Source organism: Fusibacter sp. 3D3, assembly GCF_001748365.1.
Lineage (GTDB): Bacteria > Bacillota > Clostridia > Peptostreptococcales > Acidaminobacteraceae > Fusibacter_A.
On sequence record NZ_BDHH01000008.1, the window covers coordinates 14,651 to 32,903 of the forward strand.

Here is an 18,253-nt window from a genome sequence, read left to right on the forward strand (position 1 = left end):
ATGAAACTGGAGGTCTGTATGAGTCGTGATCAAGTCGTTATAATAGATGATGAAATAGAAATTTTAAATGCGATTCGCAGAATTTTAAAAGACGAACCTTATGATATCCTCTATTTTTCGGATGCTTCAGAAGCGATGTCCTATGTGGCGGATAATAATGTAGATGTTATTTTGTCGGATCAGAGGATGCCTCTTTATACAGGCCTTGACATTATACTGCATGCAAAGCGTAAGTCAAAGGCAATAAGTGGTATTTTAATGTCGGGATATACTGATTTTGACGTCGTCGTAGCCGCTGTTAATGATGGGGAAATTACGAATTATTTGACCAAGCCATTTGATTCAGATCGTCTCAAATACCTTATTAAGCAAGGCATCCAAATTAAAAAAGATAAAGATGAAATGGATATTATAAAACAGTTCAAGCTCCTAGATCAAGATCAACTAGAAAAGACGCAGACGTATCTTGACGAAGAGCAACAAAATAATCTAGAACTCATCATTGGTGCTCTAAGTAAGCTGATTGAAGCAAAAGATCCAGAATTATACGAACATTCTAAACGGGTTTCAAGCGTAGCCCTTTTTATATCTAAGCAATTAGGGCTGAGCAATGAAGAAAGTCTGTTTATCAGGCTGGCTGCTCAGGTTCATGATTTGGGCAAAATATCCTTAAGGGATCAAATTGTCTATAAAGCGAGTAGCTTGAGTGAAAATGAATACCTTGAAATGAAAAAACACCCCGTGGTTGGTGCTGAAATTTTAAGGCAGTTTCAAATCAATGAACAGTTGGTTAAAATTGTTGAACAGCATCATGAAAGAGTAGATGGTAAAGGTTATCCAGGTGCGCTAACAGAACAGAATATTGTTATTGGTGCCAAAATCTTAGCAGTCGCAGATGCTTATGATGCCATTACCTCGGATAGGGTTTACAGAAAAGGACTTTCAAAAGAAGAAGCACTTGAAATTATTACTAAAGCCAGTGGCAGTATATATGATGAAACAATTGTAAAAGCCTTTATTTCTGGATTAAATTCTTGAGAGTGCAAAGGTAAAAGCATTTTAGAAAAAAGTAAAAGGGGCTGTTCTTTTAGAGCAGTTTTTTTATGTTCCAAATGATAAAAAAGAAAAAGTAGCAAGCAAGAGTGTCTTTGTCACAAAGACATAAAAGAGTGAAAATTCATTTAAATGCAATTATCTTTATAAATATTAGCTAATGTTGAAGTTTTTAACTTGAAAACGGCTTAAATTGCTTATAAAATGAAGTTTGATATTCAAATAAGTTTCAAAAACTGTTCGCAATAGTTTGACAGTTCAAACTGATTGTGATATGATTTCACAATTATATAAAGAAATGGGGGAAAAGCATAATGAAAAGAATTTTATCAGTACTTCTTGTCATTGCACTGATGATGGGATTGTTTACGGGTTGTGCTAAAAAAACAGAAAGCACACCGACGGTTGAACCGACTACAAACACTAAAACCAATTCAGAAGCGGGTTCGACAGCCGCAGGAGATAAGATGTTGCGTATCGCTGTAGATGTGGCACTGCCTTCTGCGGATCAAGATGTAGCAACGGACGGGTTATCATTTGACGTGATTGCTTCTATGATTGAAGGATTATACTCACTTGATGCAGATGGCAATGTAATACCAGGGATTGCAACGGATTATACAGTCAGCGGGGATGGTCTTGTGTATACCTTTAATCTCAGAGATGCACAGTGGAGTAATGGCACATCAGTAACCGCAAATGACTTTGTCTACAGTTGGAGAAGACTTGTAGATCCAAATGTCGCAAGTGAATACAGTTTCATTGCTGAGGTTGCTGGGCTCAAAAATGCAGGGCCAGTAACTGCCGGAGAAATGCCGCTTACAGATTTAGGTGTTGAGGCGAAAGATGATAAAACGCTAGTGGTCACTTTAGAGAGACCAGTGCCTTATTTCTTATCCTTGACAGCGTTTGCGACGTTCTTTCCATTAAATGAAGCTTTTGTAACTGAAATGGGTGATGGTTATGCACAATCTCCAGAATCACTTATTGCAAATGGACCTTTTAAAATGGTGGAATGGAATAAAGGCTATGGGTTTAAACTCCTGAAAAATGAAACTTACTATGACGCCGACGCAGTTGCTATCGATGGATTAGATTATCGTGTCATCAAAGACAATCAAACATCAGCACTTAAATTTGACAGCAATGAAATCGATATGGTTAAGCTGACCTCCGAACTTGTGGATAATTATAAAGAAAATCCAGCATACACTCAAATAGACGCTTCCTACGTCTGGTATGTCTCTATGAATAATGACAATGAAATATTTTCGAATGTAAATGCAAGAAAAGCTTTACAACATGCGATTAATAAAGATAATATCGTTAAAAACATCTTGAATGATGGTTCGACAACAGCGAACTTTATTGTGCCAACAGGTCTTGCAACGGGGCCAGATGGTAAAGATTTTAGAGAGACCAGTAAAAATGACTATGGTCTCTACGATGTGACGATGGCCCAAAAATATTGGGAAACAGCAAAAACTGAACTTGGTATGACAGAAGTGTCCATTGAAATTCTCTTTGATGATGCTGAAACAGTTAAGAAAATGGCTGAGTTTATCCAAGCTGAGCTTGAAACAAATTTACCTGGGCTAACGGTGTCCTTAAAATCGCAACCCAAGAAAAATAGATTGGAGCTTATGAGATCGGGGGATTTCCAAGTCGGCTTGACCAGATGGGGCCCTGATTATGCGGATCCATTGACGTATCTTGAATTATTCTTAACGGGCGTTACCAGTAACACACCGAACTTTTCAAATGAGAAATATGATGAAAATATCATTGCAAGTTCCACGACTATGGCAGGAGATGCTGAAGGGCGTTGGGCAGCAATGAAAGAGGCTGAAGATATTCTTCTTGATCAATATGCAGGGATTGCACCACTTTACCAAGCGGGTTATTCATATCTCATCAATACGAAAGTCACTGGTATAGAACCTCATGCGATCGGCACACCATTTATCTATAAAAATGTGAAAATTGCTGATTAATAAATGCATAAAGAAAAAAAGCAAAATCAGCATCTTGATTTTGCTTTTTTAAATCTTTAAAACGATAAAAAAATATTGGAGCGAGCATATGATTAAATATTTAACCAGGCGGCTTATTATAGCTGTCATAACGCTCCTCACCATTATGACTCTGCTTTTTTTATTGCTAGATTTTATGCCAGGGTCACCCTTTAATGATGAGAAGCTTTCAGACAGCCAAAGAGTACTGCTTTATGAAAAATATGGTTTGGATAAACCGATCGTCTATCGATATAAACAATTTATGTATCATGTTATCTTTGAAGGTGATTTCGGCGTTTCATATACCATTGAAAAAAATGCAAATGTATCTGACATGCTCAGTAAGAGATTACCGCTATCCATACGCATTGGACTTCAGGCGCTGGCACTCGGTTCTGTTGTAGGCGTTATACTCGCTTCTGTGGCGGCGCTTAAAAAGAATTCAATCTGGGATACTTTGACGACGGTTATATCGGTTATTGGGATTTCTATTCCCTCTTATGTTTTTGCACTTGGACTCAATTATTTTCTGGGATACAAACTGACAAAAGCTACAGGCATCTCGTTCTTTCCGCTTACTTTTGATCTGTATGCACCCCTTAAATCCAGTGTGCTACCGACTATTGCCTTGTCCATGTTCGTGGTGGCAACGGTGGCACGCTTTATGCGAACAGAACTTGTGGAAGTCATTGGATCCGATTATGTGATGCTTGCAGAAGCAAAAGGACTAAGTGCCAATAAAGTGATTTTTAGACATTCTATCCGAAATGCACTTATTCCTGTAGTTACGGTATTGGGACCCTTGACAGTAAGTTTAATGACGGGTTCGCTGGTTATAGAACGTGTTTTTGGTATTCCAGGGATTGGAGATTTGTTGGTAACGGCCATAAGCGTCAATGATTTTAATGTCATTATTGCGATTTCTTTTTTTTATAGCATTTTCTATATTGTAATGCAATTATTCATAGATGTTTTATACGGGATCATTGATCCTAGAATTAGAGTATCGAAAGGGGGAGAATAAATGGCGCAACTTCAGCAAGCATACCAATTTGAGCGCATATTAACCTCTGATCGGGTACAGCATGACGTGGTTTATGAAGGCATAAGTTTTTGGAAAGAAGTCTTCTTAAGATTCAGAGAGAATCGTGGTGCGGTTATTGGTATTATTTTAATCATTTTTGTGAGTTTTATGGCTTTTGTAGGCCCGTATATGAATGCTCACACCTATAAAAGTAAAGTAGATAGTCATATTAACTTACCACCAAGGGTACCTGGGCTTGAGCAATTGGGTATACTTGATGGTGAACGGAATGGTAAAAATGTTTATGAGGACAAGGGTCTTACGGACATTTACTACTGGTTTGGCACCGACAATTTAGGGCGTGATTTATGGACGAGGACTTGGGTAGGAACGCGTGTGTCCATTTACATTGCACTATTAGCCGTGGTGATAGACATGTTCATAGGAATGGGCTATGGTCTGATTTCAGGTTATATAGGCGGATCGTTAGATCTTGCCATGCAACGCTTTATAGAAATACTGAGCGGTATTCCAAATTTAGTGATTGTAACGCTTTTCGTAATCGTCCTCAATCCCGGAATTTTATCCATTTCTCTGGCATTGGTTATAACGGGTTGGATTGGCATGAGTCGTGTCGTGCGTTCGCAAGTTCTTAAATTGAAAGAACTCGATTTCATTTTGGCGTCTAAGACTATGGGAGCCTCTACATCCACTTTGATTCTTCAAGATCTCTTGCCCAATATTTTTGGACAAGTGATTATCATGAGCATGTTTTCAGTGCCGAATGCAATCTTTTATGAGTCATTTTTGGCTTTTATAGGGTTGGGGCTACAACCACCACTTGCAAGTTTGGGCGTTCTTATTAATGATGGCTATAAGTCTATTTTAGTATATCCCCATATTATTTTGCCGCCAGTAATGGTGCTGGCACTTTTAATGTTGTCTTTTAACCTTGTGGCAGATGGGCTCAGAGACGCTTTTGACCCTAAGATGAAGCAGCAATAAGGAGGTGGATGACATGAACGAAAAAATACTGGAAGTTAAAAATTTAAAGGTGACTTTTAAGACACATAATGGCACTGTTGAAGCGATTCGGGGTGCGAGTTTTGAACTCTATAAAGGTGAGACTTTGGCGATTGTCGGTGAAAGTGGTTCTGGTAAGTCGGTTACGACGAAAGTACTCATGGGAATTTTGGCAAAGAACGGTATCATAGAAAGTGGGACAGCGATTTATAAAAATAAAGATTTATGCAAACTTTCTAAAAAAGAGTTTGTGGACATTAGAGGAAAGGAAATCGCAATGATTTTTCAAGATCCAATGACCTCTTTAAATCCGACGATGACCATTGGCAAACAGATAAGAGAAGCCGTTTTGGAACATCATGTGATTTCACGAAAAGCAGCCAAAATGCGCGCAATTGAACTGATTGACATGGTGGGCATCACCAATCCTGAGGAACGCTACAAACAGTATCCGCATCAACTCAGCGGAGGCATGAGACAACGTGTGGTCATCGCCATAGCACTTGCATGTAATCCCAACATACTCATAGCGGATGAGCCTACAACGGCGCTGGATGTCACTATACAGTCACAGATCCTCGAACTCATTAAGCGGTTGCAAGATGAAATTGGGCTTTCCATCATATTTATCACACATGATCTGGGAGTTGTGGCAAATGTTGCAGATCGTGTTGCCGTTATGTATGCAGGTAGAATTGTAGAGTGGGGAACCTCTGATGATATTTTTATGTCCCCTGCACACCCTTATACTTGGGGCCTTTTAGCATCTGTTCCCGACATGGCGAATAAAGAAATTGAACTCTACTCGATTCCGGGATCGCCGCCCAATTTGATGTATCCACCAAAGGGAGATGCCTTTGCGCTTCGAAGTGAATATGCTCTAAAAATTGACTTTGAAGAAGCACCTCCTGTTTTTAAAATATCAGAAACGCACTATGCAGCAACTTGGCTTTTAGATGAACGTGCCCCAGAAGTACCACGTCCTTTGTTTTTACAAAAGCGTATTGAAGCAATGAAAAAGGAGGCGGCGGCATATGGCAGAACGTGACGTTATTTTAGAAGTCAAAAATTTGAAGCAGTACTTTAGAATGAATAGGCATTTCACTGTGAAAGCTGTTGATGATATTTCATTTAAGGTGTATCGGGGGGAAACTTTTGGCATCGTGGGTGAGAGTGGTTCTGGAAAATCAACCACTGGAAGAAGCGTTATTAAGCTTTATGAACCCACCGCAGGTCATGTTATCTTTGAAGGCAAAGAGATCACGGGGAAAATAGCAGAAGAGACACGTAAGATGCTTCGTACAAGACTTCAAATGATTTTTCAAGATCCAATGGCTTCTTTAAATCCAAGGAAAACTGTGATGAATATCATCGCACAAGGACTTGACATTCATAAACTCTATAAAACACAAGAAGAGCGTGAAAACAGGGTTTATGAAATGCTTGAAACAGTTGGACTTAGTCGTGAACATGCTCATCGCTACCCTCACGAGTTTTCGGGTGGTCAACGTCAGCGCATAGGCATTGCTAGAGCGCTAATCATGTCGCCCTCTTTTGTAATTGCAGATGAAGCGATTAGTGCGCTTGATGTATCTATACAAGCACAAATTGTCAATATTTTAAAGAAACTTCAAAAGGACAGAGATTTAACCTACATCTTTATAGCGCATGATCTCTCCATGGTACGGTATATTAGCGATCGAATCGCGGTTATGCACCAAGGCAAAATTGTGGAGATGGGTTCTTCTGATGCCATCTATAAGTCACCGGTGCATCCTTATACAAAAGCTTTACTCTCAGCAGTACCACATCCAAATCCAGGCGTGGAACGCTATAGAAAGCGCATTTACTACGACCCTGCAACGGTGAACTACAATGAGGGCAGATATCACACCATCAAAGGGGATCATGTGGTTTTGGCAACAGATGGCGAATATGAAAACTGGATGAAATAAAGCGTTTAATCCATTGTTTGATGTCCTCTGAGGATAAAAGAATAGCTTGACGCATTAAAACGAGTATGCTATTCTTTTTTTGTAAGGCAGAATTTTTCGGGCAATTGCAGTGGGTATGACCTATGGGCCAAGTTATTTGGACATAGGTCTTTTTTATATTATTAGTCTTGTTCTATTGAGGAGGCATATTAGTGGAAAAAGAATTATTGAGAAGCCAGCAGGCTAAAAAGGTGACCCTTGTTGGCTTTTGGGCAAATGCAGGCTTAACAGTATTTAAATTGACAGCGGGTATCTTAGGTCGCAGTAATGCCATGATGGCGGATGGCATACATTCGCTATCAGATTTTTTGACAGATATTATTGTAATCGTGGGCTTTAAATTGACTGAAAAGCCTGAAGATCACGATCATAACTATGGTCATGATAAATACGAAACACTCGCCACTGTCATGGTGAGTGTTGCACTTTTGATTGCAGGTGCGGGTATTTTCAAGTCTGGACTGAGCAATATTTTAAAAGTGGTTCATGGAGAAGGGATTCGCCAACCAGGCGTAATCGCTTTAGTAGCTGCGATTGTATCCATCATAGGAAAAGAATTTTTATTTAGATATACTATAAAAATTGGTAACGATATTAATAGCGGTGCTGTAAAAGCAAACGCTTGGCATCATAGATCAGATGCGTTTTCGTCTATTGGCACCACAATTGGTATTGGTGGCGCTATTATTTTAGGTGAAAAATGGGCTATATTAGATCCAATCGCTTCGTTGGTAGTCAGTGTTTTTATTGTAAAGGTGGCTGTTCAAATCTTCATGCCTGCGATGAACGAGCTTTTAGAGACGTCTCTTGATCGTGAAGATATGGAGTGGATCAAAAATGTTTTAAGAAAGCAAAGTGCTGTAATTGGGTTTCATGAGGTAAGAGCGCGTAAACTTGGGAATAAAGCCGCTATTGAATTTCATATTATGGTTGATCCCATGATGAACATCACAGAGGCGCATGATATTTCTACTGATATAGAACAGACGCTGAAATCGAAATTTGGAGAAAATAGTATTGTCACTGTTCATATGGAACCCTACAGTGAAGAAGAAGCTCAAAATGGATTACACTATGAACTTAACGGATGAAAAATGTTATAATAAGACTCAAAGACTGTCGTTTTACAAATGCTAATACTGGATTTTGACACTCTAACAAATACTGTATAAAAATAAAAATGGAATGGGAGGCAAAATGAAATTTATATCATGGAATGTAAATGGCATAAGAGCTTGTGTCAAGAAGGGCTTTATGGATTATTTTAATACTATGGATGCAGACTTTTTTTGTTTGCAGGAAACTAAATTACAGGAAGGACAGATCGAACTTGAGCTTGACGGTTATCACCAGTATTGGCATTATGCCGTTAAGAAAGGTTATTCTGGGACTGCTATATTTACAAAATACGAACCCCTACAAGTTCAATACGGCTTAGGCATAGAAGAACATGATCAAGAAGGACGTGTTATCACATTAGAATATGAAGATTTCTATCTGGTGACCGTGTATACTCCAAATGCAAAAAGAGACCTTGAAAGATTGGATTATAGAATGACCTGGGAAGATGATTTTAGAACTTATCTCAATGCGCTTAAAACGAGAAAAGAGGTCATCGTCTGTGGGGACTTAAATGTCGCTCATAAAGAGATAGATTTGAAAAATCCGAAGACCAATACTAAAAATGCAGGTTTTACACCTGAAGAAAGAAACAAAATGACCGTGCTGTTAGACGCGGGTTATACGGATACGTTTAGATATTTTTATCCAGATCTTACCGATGCTTATTCGTGGTGGTCCTACATGGGAGGCGCAAGGGCTAAAAACGTAGGCTGGAGAATTGATTATTTTATAACTTCTGATGGCCTACGGGAGCGCTTAGAAGAGGCTGAAATACATTCTGATATTGAAGGCAGTGATCACTGCCCAGTCGTGTTATATCTTAAATAAGCGCATATTTTACTGACAAAAGGGTAAAGTAAAAATAGAGACTGAAATCATAGGAAGTGATCAACATGACTGGAATCTATTTTGTGCTTTACTCTTTTCTTATTTATAGTTTTCTTTTTTTATATGTGTTCACATCATATATGAGCTACAAATGGTGGGGATCTAAATTTGAAAAGCATTCTCAATTTATTCATGGCTTTATATTAGGCCTTGGTGGCGTTTTTGCGATTGCGTTTATAAGCATCCTCGGTCTTAAAAATGTAGATGATGGTAGATTTGCTATCATTACGTTGACGACACTTTTCTATGGGCCAATTGCGGGGAGTATGAGTTTTTTAGTGATGCTTTGCTACTTACTTTTGTTAAAACGGGCTTATATGCTTTTGTACATGATTATTGGCGTAACACTCATTTTGAGTACAACTTTTATGAAGCGATTATTCAATAAAAGGAAATCAACCTATGCCTATGTGACCATTCTCATTATTGCAGCGGTCAATATTATACTCTCATTGATTGTCGGTATGATCATTTCTCCGGAATATGGACAAGTTGTCGAAGCGCAAAGACACTCTATTCTAATATTTATTCAATTTATACTCCTGGTAATGCTTCTGAGCAGTATTATAAAAAAAGAAAAATCCAATGATGGCTATATCAGTGCCTTGCTCTTATCAAAATCTGATCTTGAAGCTCAAAATGAGGAAATTAGAGCGCTTTACGAGGAAATGGCAGCAACAGAAGAAGCCTTACAGGCCAATTATGATGAACTTTTTGAGTATCGCTGGAAACTCGAAGAGAGTGAAAAAAGATATAGCCGTGTTATTTCAGCAAGTGCAGAGGGTTTTTTTGATTACTACCCTGTCACAAAAGTTTGGTTTGTCTCAAATCGGTTTTGCAATATTTTTGGGTTTAAAGCAGAGGAAAGCAATCTGGTCACCAACTCATTTTTTGACCGGCTGGGTGAGAATGGGGTAAAAGTAAGTGCTTATTTTGAGTCGCCAATCGCTTGGCAAGAAGCAAAGCGATTTTCAGAAGAAATACAAATTTTGTGCAACGACGATGTTTATAGATGGGCTCAGATCAATGCAATTGCAGAAAGAGATGAAGCTGGAAGGCTTATGCGAATTACAGGTTCATTGCTAGATATTAATCAGCGAAAGATTGAACAGGAAAAAGTGGAGTTTTATGCATTTCACGATCCTGTAACGGGTTTTCTCAACGAGGATTATTTTGTGGAAGCGATACTGCGTCATTCGGATAAATCGTTGATTATTTTATATGTAGCCATTTATGATTTTAACAGATTGGCGATGATCTATGGCAGTAAAATTACGGATATCATACAGTATCAATTGGGCATTTACATTCACGAAAATTTTGATGATGTGATTACCTATAGCCATATCAGAGCAGGTGTTTTTGGGATTTTACTAAACGACACGACAGAACAGTTAAGTTGTATACAGAAGAATATTGGAAAACTCAATAAGCTCTACAAGCGAGATCTTTTTATTGGAAATTATAATATTAATATTTCGCTTATGTTTCCATACTGTATCAATAAAAAAGGACTCTCCATTGAGGAAGTTATGGAACACATTGAAGTGACATATGAACATTGTAACGATAAAAAAATCATTTCCAAATTACAGGGTTTTTCAAGTGTTTACTTTGAAGACAAGTCTTATATAAAGCAAGTTTCAAATTATTTGTTTAAGGCTATTTCGGAACAATTATTCACAGTAGTGTATCAACCTCAGATAGAAAATGGTAAAATAATTGGGGTTGAGGCGCTTGCAAGATTAACGCATCCGGTGATGGGCATTATCCCGCCAGATGTATTTATTCCAATTGCAGAAGAACTTGGCATTGTGCATGAAATTGATCAAATTATTATTACAAAGAGTTGCAAGATGATATCAGATCTCAATAAAAGAAAAGGTTGGGCACTGAAACTATCGGTCAATTTATCATTTTTGGATTTGATCAGTGAGCAAATTATAGAAACCTTTATTGGCATCGGAGCGGCATATGGGCTCAATAATGGATTGTTGTCTTTTGAAATGACGGAGACGGCAATTTCCAAGTATATCGAGGGCCTTCAAAACAATTTGGCAACTATAAATAAGGCAGGCATAAAAATCGAACTCGATGATTTTGGAACGGGTTATTCTTCTTTGAAATACCTTGGCGAACTGCCAGTGGAAGTGATCAAAATTGATAAAGCTTTTGTGGAGTCTATAGAAGAGAGTGATAAGATGAAAGGGTTAGTTCAATTGATGATCAATGTAGGTCATTTGTTAAATCTGACAGTAGTAGCTGAAGGTATCGAAAACATAGAGCAATTTAGAATTTTAGAAGCGTTAAATTGTGATCGCTATCAAGGGTATTATTTTTCGAAACCATTAGATGAGCCCAGTTTAATCGAATTCGTTAAGGGGCAATTGGACAACTGCACAAAAATAAGCTTAGAGGAATGATGAACCCTGTTTGCGAGCGCATCTAAATGCTTTTAAATTGGTTGCTTTGAGGGTCGTAGTGAAAACTGTGACCCTTTAAATGCGCAATGAGCACATCGCAGTCTAGTTGCAAATCATCACATAATTGGTCAAGAGTCGCATATTGGTCTCTGAGTTTCATATTGATTAAGCTGAGACAAATGTAGGGATCATCAGGTAATTTAAAAGACATATGAGAAGGCCTCCAAATTGATTGAGATTATATAAGTGTATAAAACAATTGATAGGACCAGTGTACTACAAAGTTTAGAATAGGACAATGTTGGATGAAAACATTCAAAAAAATGCATTATTTTTTAATACTCTTTTAAGTATTTAAACAGAAATTTGTGCTATACTCGTAAAGTATTAAAAATTAAAGGAGGAAATATGAATAAAAAAAGTATTATTGCAATTGTCGTATTAGTAATCTGTGTTGTAGCAGGGGGAATCGGATATCCTATGATAAAAGGATACATGATCAAAAAAGATCCTGTTAATTATTTGATGTATGCTTCGACTCAAAATCAATCTGACGCAGTAGATGCATCAATAACGGGTAGTTTAAGTATGGATGATGAAGCTTTAAGCCAAATGACTGCTTATATGTCTTCTGATCCCGAGGCGATGTCGTTATTTGTAAAGGGTATCGTAGAAGAAGTTAATTTTAATGGACGCGTTAAATTTGGGATGGATCTTGACAATAAGAAGATTAATTTTTATGAAAATGTAGGCATTCAATATGGTCAAAACAAACTTGTATCTTTAGAATTGGGATACATAGATGAGCAATTATTTTATCGTATGCCCGAAATCTATAGTAAATCATTTATAATGACTAAAAGTGAATTGTTTGATTTAATCAAAGAAGAGCAAGATGTTGATTTGTCTAAAGTGAGCTGGGATAAGTATTTAGACTTGCTCAAACTGGAAAATGATGCAGATTATAAAGCTATTTTAAAAGATAAAGCCAAATATGAAGACTTGATCAGATTATTCTTAGCAGATCTAAAAGCAAACGGCACGACAGAGGTTACACTTGAAGATGGCACAGTACTAAAATGTGATCTTTTGGAAACAGATATCAATTTTGATCAAATGATTGATTTGTATGTGCAACTTTTCAAAACCGTTAAAGAAGATCAAAATGTGAAAACATTGGTTAAGAAAAAAGCTTTAGAAGCCCTTAATATCATGTTAGAAACTGAAGATTACAAACTCATGATGTTAGAAGAATCTGAGGTCAAAGATGCAATTGAAAAAATCAATACAGATTTTGAAACTTCTTGGAATGAAATGTTAGATACGCTCGTCAAAACTTATGAAGATATTCAATCTGATACAACGCTTACGCAAGATATGAACGTGAACTATCATATGGCTTTTGCAATTGATAAAAAATATATGTTGAGACAATATCAAATGAAAGCAAACGCGAATGGTGTTTTAGTGGATCAAACGGTCACTTATAATGCATATGGTAGTGATGTTAAATTTGATGAGACCTTCTCAGCAGATGAAAAAGTATCTGTTAAAGAGATGATTTTAGATCCTGTTTATACTGAAGAAATTAAAACGGATGTTATTAGCAATGGCTTATCAGCTTTCCTTTCAAGTGAAGCCTTCACAACCACAGTAAAAGACATTAAAGAAAAAGCAAGTGTTTTACCAGCAGAAGAAAGCCAACAAATTGTAGAATCATTGGATTATGTTTTAGATAATCAAGAAATGATTATTAACATGTTACTCGGCCAATATTAATCGGTCAGTATTACAAATAGAATAATGCAATCATTGATGCAAAAAGCCTCTAGAATTTAGAGGCTTTTTGTGTATTATAACCCTTGAGGAGATGTCCCCCACTTCTCAAAGTGGGGGTTCATATGCCCAATTCAATGGGAGTCGAAACGCCCACTGAATGCAATCCGATAGGATTGTGCAAGTGTTACGAAGGCAGCGAAGCGGACTGAGTGTGCGCTTTGATAGAAGGGATACCAAGCAAAACACTTCTATTGTTATACTTTTTAAGGTATAATGTCATAGAAGCCTTATCGAGGAGCGTATCATGCGATATAAGAAATTCGAGAATAAAATTGTTATAGTCATTATCAGTAGTTTGTTGATACTTTTCAGTGGCTTCTGGTGGACGGCAAATCTAAATAAAAAAGTAGTGTCTTATAATCAACTGGTAAGCATTACTATTGATATTCAGAATTCAATCGGTATTATGCAAAAATCTTATTATGCTTTTTTTGCTGAGCCAGCAAAGCAAGCTAAATACAAAGCTGAGATAGAGGCCAAGCTGGATCATGTTGATGAGATCAGAGACCGTTTTATTGAACATCAAATTGTAGGTGTTGAGGCAATCTATAATCAGTTTGATTTGGAATACACTAAACTGAAATCAGCGTTTAGATTTAATCAAAATTTCGAATCAGAACATATTGAGACAGTAAATGATCTGATTGAAAAAGCTCAATTCACCAACTTAATTGTCAAGCAAACGGTAGTCAATGAAATAAGACATTTTAATGCGATTATCGAATACGTTTCATGGATGATCATTGCAGGCGTGATCACAGGGATTATGGGTATTTTATTCATCATTAGGATAGATGTCCTCAGACCGATTCGTGAATTTACTGCAGATTTGAAAAAGAAGACGGACTCCAATGCTCTAGAATATACGGATATTAAAATTAGTGGCTTAAATGCTTTGTCGGAGCTTGCGGAGCACTATAACAATTACACGCATAAAATTAGTGTGATCAATGACTTAAATGATCGCATTTATGCTCAAAATGGGTTCGATGAAGTCTTGCAATATGTATTTTATGCCTGTAAACCTTTTATTCCCTATAACCGAATTGGAATAGCCATTATCAGCGATGATGGCAAAAAAATAATTGCCACAAGAGCAAAAGCAGATCATCCTATTTTATTAGGTCGAAACTATCAAGAATATTTGTCTCAATCTTCCTTGTCGGACGTGATTCGCAATAATGAGTATAGAATTTTAAATGATCTTTCAGAATACTTACAAAACAAACCACACTCGGAATCAACGAGACTTATATTGGCAGAAGGACTTAGATCTAGCATAACAATACCATTGTCTGTGGAAAATAAGGTAGTGGGCGTTATTTTTTTCTCATCGGTTGAAAAAAACGCTTACAATATATCGCATATTCATTTTCTATCCAATATTGCCAACGCGCTTGCAATCTCTTTTGAAAAAAGTTTTGTATATGATGAGTTAATTTTAGCTTCAGTCAAGGGATTTGCAGGCATTGTGGAATCGAAAGATCATGCTACAGGAAATCATATTGAGCGCATGAGCCAGTATGCCAGATATATTTGTGAAATTCTATACGAAGACAAATATTTTATTCAAGAAATTGATGAAAACTTTATTGAACTGATCTATAAATTTAGCCCGCTTCATGACATCGGAAAAGTAGGCATTGTGGACAGCGTATTGAACAAACCTAGCAAGTTGACGGAACAGGAATTTGAGATCATGAAAGCACATACGAGTATAGGGTATAATATACTCAGAGACATGTCTGCTTCGAAGTTTTTTAATCGAACTGCTTTTTTTAAAATTGCAATGGACATAACGTGCTATCATCATGAGAAATTTGATGGAACAGGTTATCCAGAAGGCCTGATCGGGAAGCATATTCCTCTAGCAGCAAGGATTGTTGCACTTGCGGATGTCTTTGATGCACTGACCTCTGAGAGACCGTATAAAAGCGCTTTTTCGTATGAAGAAGCCCTTACTATTATTGAAGAGGGCAAGGGAAAGCATTTTGATCCAGATATCGTTAACTGTTTGTTACATCATGAGTCAGGGTTTAAAAACCTCTACAGAAAAATGAAGTACGATTTGTAATGTGGCCCACATCTGATCATCGGAGCATAAAGTTTTCAATGGGTTGTGGCCCTCGGATAATACGTCTTTTAATTTCCAAAGTGCCGTTATCATTTGGGAGTATACGCCATTCAATCAGTGCAATCTGACCATTTTCAATTTCTAGCCCTGTGATATTTCGAGGGTGGATGCAACAACCGGTATTGAAATAAGGCAGTTCATAATTTTTAGGATATTTAGGTCGATGGGTATGACCTACAATGAGTATTTTTCGAGTTTGAGCGATCCATTTAGTGTAGTTTTTTTCGATTTTATGGCGCTTGTGAGCATTTTTAGCTGGGCTGGCAGGGTTTTTAAAGCCTACAATGTGCAGATAACGCCAAAAATGACGACTTAAAAACCGCATGATCGGCCAGACTTGATCGTTTATCAAATCGCCTTGATGTCCGTGTACGACAAAGATTTCTTGATCAAGCTCAGTGTTTTCAAGGATAATAGATTCATAGACTTTAATGTTGGGAAAGAGTTGACTGAAGAATTCTTCGTATTCATCATAAAAGTGGAAAAGTTCATTCTGGGCGGTGTATGAGTGTCTAAAGGTATTGTTATGATTTCCATAGAGCATCACAAATCGATCAGAGAGATAAAAATCTCGAAGAAGCATAAAGACATCACTGTGTGCATAACGAATTACATCAAAGCTGTTGTGCTCCCATAATTCATCTCCATCGCCAACTTCAATATAAGTGAAGCCGTTTGCCAAGTAATGTTGTAGAGCAAAATAGTAAATATTTTGATTGTGGGCGAATTCATCGGAGAGACTATTATCGCCTCTGTGAACATCGCTAAAAAGTATAAATTTTGAACTTGTGTCAAAGGGTATTCTATAGGCACATTTGTATGCTGTGTTTAGTCGCTGCATTGTGAACATATGAAACATCTCCTTGTATCCATGAAGTCTTTAGAACTCCTATACCCATTATAGCACTAATTAATTAAGACTTTGTTACTATAAGTGATTTGCAATAAAAAAAATAGCCCCTTGGACTCAGGTTGTTTAAATAAAATAACCTGAGTCCAAGGGGCTATGCTTATTAATATCATTAGTTTTCGTCCAGCTTAGAGTCAGGAATGTCCAGCAAAACAGGGTTTTGGTGGACACTGATTTGAAATTAAGGAGAACATTTTAGAGCCGTTTATAGGCACTAAAATTTTCAATTATAGAATATGCGTTAAGATGATCGATTAAATGTTTGGGAATGTTGTGATAGCCATTGATCAGACCTAAAATTGCACCAATGATGATGCCGCGACTTGCAGAGTCGCCACCACAGAGATTGTTCAATCTTAACGCTTCAGCAAATTGATGTTCATATTTTAAAATCAGATACATAGTGGCTGGAAAAGCGTATTCACTGGTGCAGCTTTGACCAATATCTTTGACAAATTCTATGGTGTCTTCTTCACGATGTGCTTTCAGTCGATCAAAGACACGCTTAAACGGTGGATATTTTAGCATTAAAATATCGATACTCTCGTGTAATGGTTTTCCGATGATGAGTTCTAATGTTAAATCTGTCAAAAAGTGACTGATGTGAATTAAATTTTCATCATCATGTGTCATACGTGTTTGTGCTTCAACAAAATCATGCAATTTTGGATCGTCAAAATAGTAAAAAATGAGTGGAAAGCACCTCGCAAAACCACCCAACTCATCTGATGATGAACCCCTGTGATTTTGTTGGTCTAGAAGTGCCATACTTTCTTTAGTAGCATGATCCATATAACCCTCATATTTTTGCATATAAGTTAACCAATTTGTTTGAAATGCAACTAAATCAAAACCCTTGTTGGCAGAAATGCTTTTTAATAGGAGCAAACTCTGATCACCGTAATGGGTAAAATCGCCCTTGTGTTTATGAGCATGAAATAAGTTTTTAGAGGGATCAACATAATCGTTTTGGGACTGAGCTTCAATCATTAATTTGTCTGTGTCATAAACCCAGTGAACATTAAGTGAAAAAGCATCGCCAACAAATGAGCCGAATAGCATTCCTTTCAATCGTTCCATAGAAATCCCACCTTTACATATGTCGTCTATTCATAATTTACCCAATTTCGCATACCTCAATCTATTTCATAAATTCAACGCGTATTAAGTCTGTTTCAGAAAAACGCGCCATCGTATAGATTGCATCGGATAAACGATTTATATATTTTATCAATACAGGTCTTATATCAGCGTGTGCAGAAAGTTCCAAAACGCGTCTTTCTGCACGCCTGCAGACAGTTCGGGTCACATGCATATGTGCACTGAACGCGTTACTTCCAGGAATGATAAACTGAAAAACCTCATCTCTATTCATTTGATCTAAATAATGATCTATTATGAATTCTAGCCATGTGATGTCTTCTTCGGTTACTTTTTCTGGGAAAGTAGCGCCCTCAATCGTAGCGAGTTCTCCGGCAATATTAAAAAGCATCCTTTGAATTTTGAGCAAATGCGCCTTGATCTCTGGATTATCACAAAATTGTCTGGATACGCCAATGTTAGAATTGAGTTCATCAATTGTACCGTAGCTTTCAACTCTGACATCAAATTTTGAAACACGTGTGCCGTCGTATAGGCTAGTTTGTCCCTTGTCGCCTGTTTTAGTATAAATTTTCATCATATTTGTAATCCATAAATTTCTCTATGGCCTCCTTTCGATATTTATAGCTTCTCTAGATGTTAAAGTTGATACCCGAAATTGATCTGATTAATAATGAAGAATGTAAATAAAATAAGAATCTTAAAAAGTGTGAAAGATGTTATAATA

Annotated in this window: 15 protein-coding genes; 11 read left to right on the forward strand and 4 right to left on the reverse strand. The window is 37.2% G+C overall.

Features of this window, described 5'->3' with window-relative positions:
• Nucleotides 1–18 precede the first annotated feature (18 nt).
• The 9 genes from F3D3_RS10545 to F3D3_RS10585 all read left to right on the forward strand — a co-directional run bounded on the left by F3D3_RS10545 (nucleotide 19) and on the right by F3D3_RS10585 (nucleotide 11,542).
• Nucleotides 19–1,038: an HD domain-containing phosphohydrolase gene (locus F3D3_RS10545; RefSeq protein WP_069873741.1), complete on the forward strand. Its 1,020-nt coding sequence runs from the start codon at nucleotides 19–21 to the stop codon at nucleotides 1,036–1,038.
• Nucleotides 1,039–1,367: 329 nt separating this feature from the next.
• Nucleotides 1,368–3,047 (forward strand): peptide ABC transporter substrate-binding protein, encoded by a 1,680-nt coding sequence (locus tag F3D3_RS10550; protein WP_069873743.1) that lies wholly within the window; start codon nucleotides 1,368–1,370, stop codon nucleotides 3,045–3,047.
• A gap of 88 nt (nucleotides 3,048–3,135) precedes the next feature.
• Nucleotides 3,136–4,092 (forward strand): ABC transporter permease, encoded by a 957-nt coding sequence (locus tag F3D3_RS10555; protein WP_069873745.1) that lies wholly within the window; start codon nucleotides 3,136–3,138, stop codon nucleotides 4,090–4,092.
• Nucleotides 4,093–5,097, forward strand: a complete 1,005-nt coding sequence (gene opp3C / locus F3D3_RS10560; RefSeq protein WP_069873747.1) for an oligopeptide ABC transporter permease — start codon at nucleotides 4,093–4,095, stop codon at nucleotides 5,095–5,097.
• Nucleotides 5,098–5,110: 13 nt separating this feature from the next.
• On the forward strand, nucleotides 5,111–6,163 hold the full coding sequence (locus F3D3_RS10565) for an ABC transporter ATP-binding protein (RefSeq protein ID WP_069873748.1): 1,053 nt from the start codon (nucleotides 5,111–5,113) through the stop codon (nucleotides 6,161–6,163).
• Nucleotides 6,150–7,070, forward strand: coding sequence for an ABC transporter ATP-binding protein (locus F3D3_RS10570; protein WP_069873750.1), 921 nt, complete (start codon nucleotides 6,150–6,152; stop codon nucleotides 7,068–7,070). The genes F3D3_RS10565 and F3D3_RS10570 overlap by 14 nt, the downstream gene beginning before the upstream one ends.
• A 191-nt stretch (nucleotides 7,071–7,261) precedes the next feature.
• Nucleotides 7,262–8,200: a cation diffusion facilitator family transporter gene (locus F3D3_RS10575; RefSeq protein ID WP_084388955.1), complete on the forward strand. Its 939-nt coding sequence runs from the start codon at nucleotides 7,262–7,264 to the stop codon at nucleotides 8,198–8,200.
• A gap of 106 nt (nucleotides 8,201–8,306) precedes the next feature.
• Complete coding sequence (locus F3D3_RS10580; RefSeq protein WP_069873757.1) at nucleotides 8,307–9,059, forward strand: exodeoxyribonuclease III; 753 nt, start codon at nucleotides 8,307–8,309, stop codon at nucleotides 9,057–9,059.
• Nucleotides 9,060–9,199: 140 nt separating this feature from the next.
• Nucleotides 9,200–11,542, forward strand: a complete 2,343-nt coding sequence (locus F3D3_RS10585) for an EAL domain-containing protein (protein WP_175438346.1) — start codon at nucleotides 9,200–9,202, stop codon at nucleotides 11,540–11,542.
• 22 nt (nucleotides 11,543–11,564) lie between these two features.
• Here F3D3_RS10585 and F3D3_RS10590 read toward each other — a convergent pair whose 3' ends face one another.
• Nucleotides 11,565–11,753 (reverse strand): DUF4250 domain-containing protein, encoded by a 189-nt coding sequence (locus tag F3D3_RS10590; RefSeq protein WP_069873760.1) that lies wholly within the window; start codon nucleotides 11,751–11,753, stop codon nucleotides 11,565–11,567.
• 197 nt (nucleotides 11,754–11,950) lie between these two features.
• Between F3D3_RS10590 and F3D3_RS10595 the strand changes: the two genes are divergently transcribed.
• Both F3D3_RS10595 and F3D3_RS10600 read left to right on the forward strand, forming a co-directional pair.
• Nucleotides 11,951–13,321: a hypothetical protein gene (locus F3D3_RS10595; protein ID WP_069873762.1), complete on the forward strand. Its 1,371-nt coding sequence runs from the start codon at nucleotides 11,951–11,953 to the stop codon at nucleotides 13,319–13,321.
• Between the two features lie 304 nt (nucleotides 13,322–13,625).
• A complete protein-coding gene (locus F3D3_RS10600; RefSeq protein ID WP_069873763.1) occupies nucleotides 13,626–15,455 on the forward strand; it encodes an HD-GYP domain-containing protein in 1,830 nt (609 codons plus the stop codon).
• Between the two features lie 16 nt (nucleotides 15,456–15,471).
• On the opposite strand, the gene F3D3_RS10605 is transcribed toward F3D3_RS10600, so the two are convergent.
• The 3 genes from F3D3_RS10605 to F3D3_RS10615 all read right to left on the reverse strand — a co-directional run bounded on the left by F3D3_RS10605 (nucleotide 15,472) and on the right by F3D3_RS10615 (nucleotide 18,106).
• Entirely contained in the window at nucleotides 15,472–16,365 is an 894-nt protein-coding gene (locus tag F3D3_RS10605; protein WP_069873765.1) for a serine/threonine protein phosphatase, read from the reverse strand.
• A 255-nt stretch (nucleotides 16,366–16,620) separates the two neighbouring features.
• Complete coding sequence (locus tag F3D3_RS10610; RefSeq protein WP_069873767.1) at nucleotides 16,621–17,505, reverse strand: ADP-ribosylglycohydrolase family protein; 885 nt, start codon at nucleotides 17,503–17,505, stop codon at nucleotides 16,621–16,623.
• Between the two features lie 61 nt (nucleotides 17,506–17,566).
• The gene (locus F3D3_RS10615; RefSeq protein WP_242877120.1) at nucleotides 17,567–18,106 is read right to left on the reverse strand and encodes a cob(I)yrinic acid a,c-diamide adenosyltransferase; all 540 of its coding nucleotides are present in this window, start codon (nucleotides 18,104–18,106) and stop codon (nucleotides 17,567–17,569) included.
• Nucleotides 18,107–18,253 lie beyond the last annotated feature (147 nt).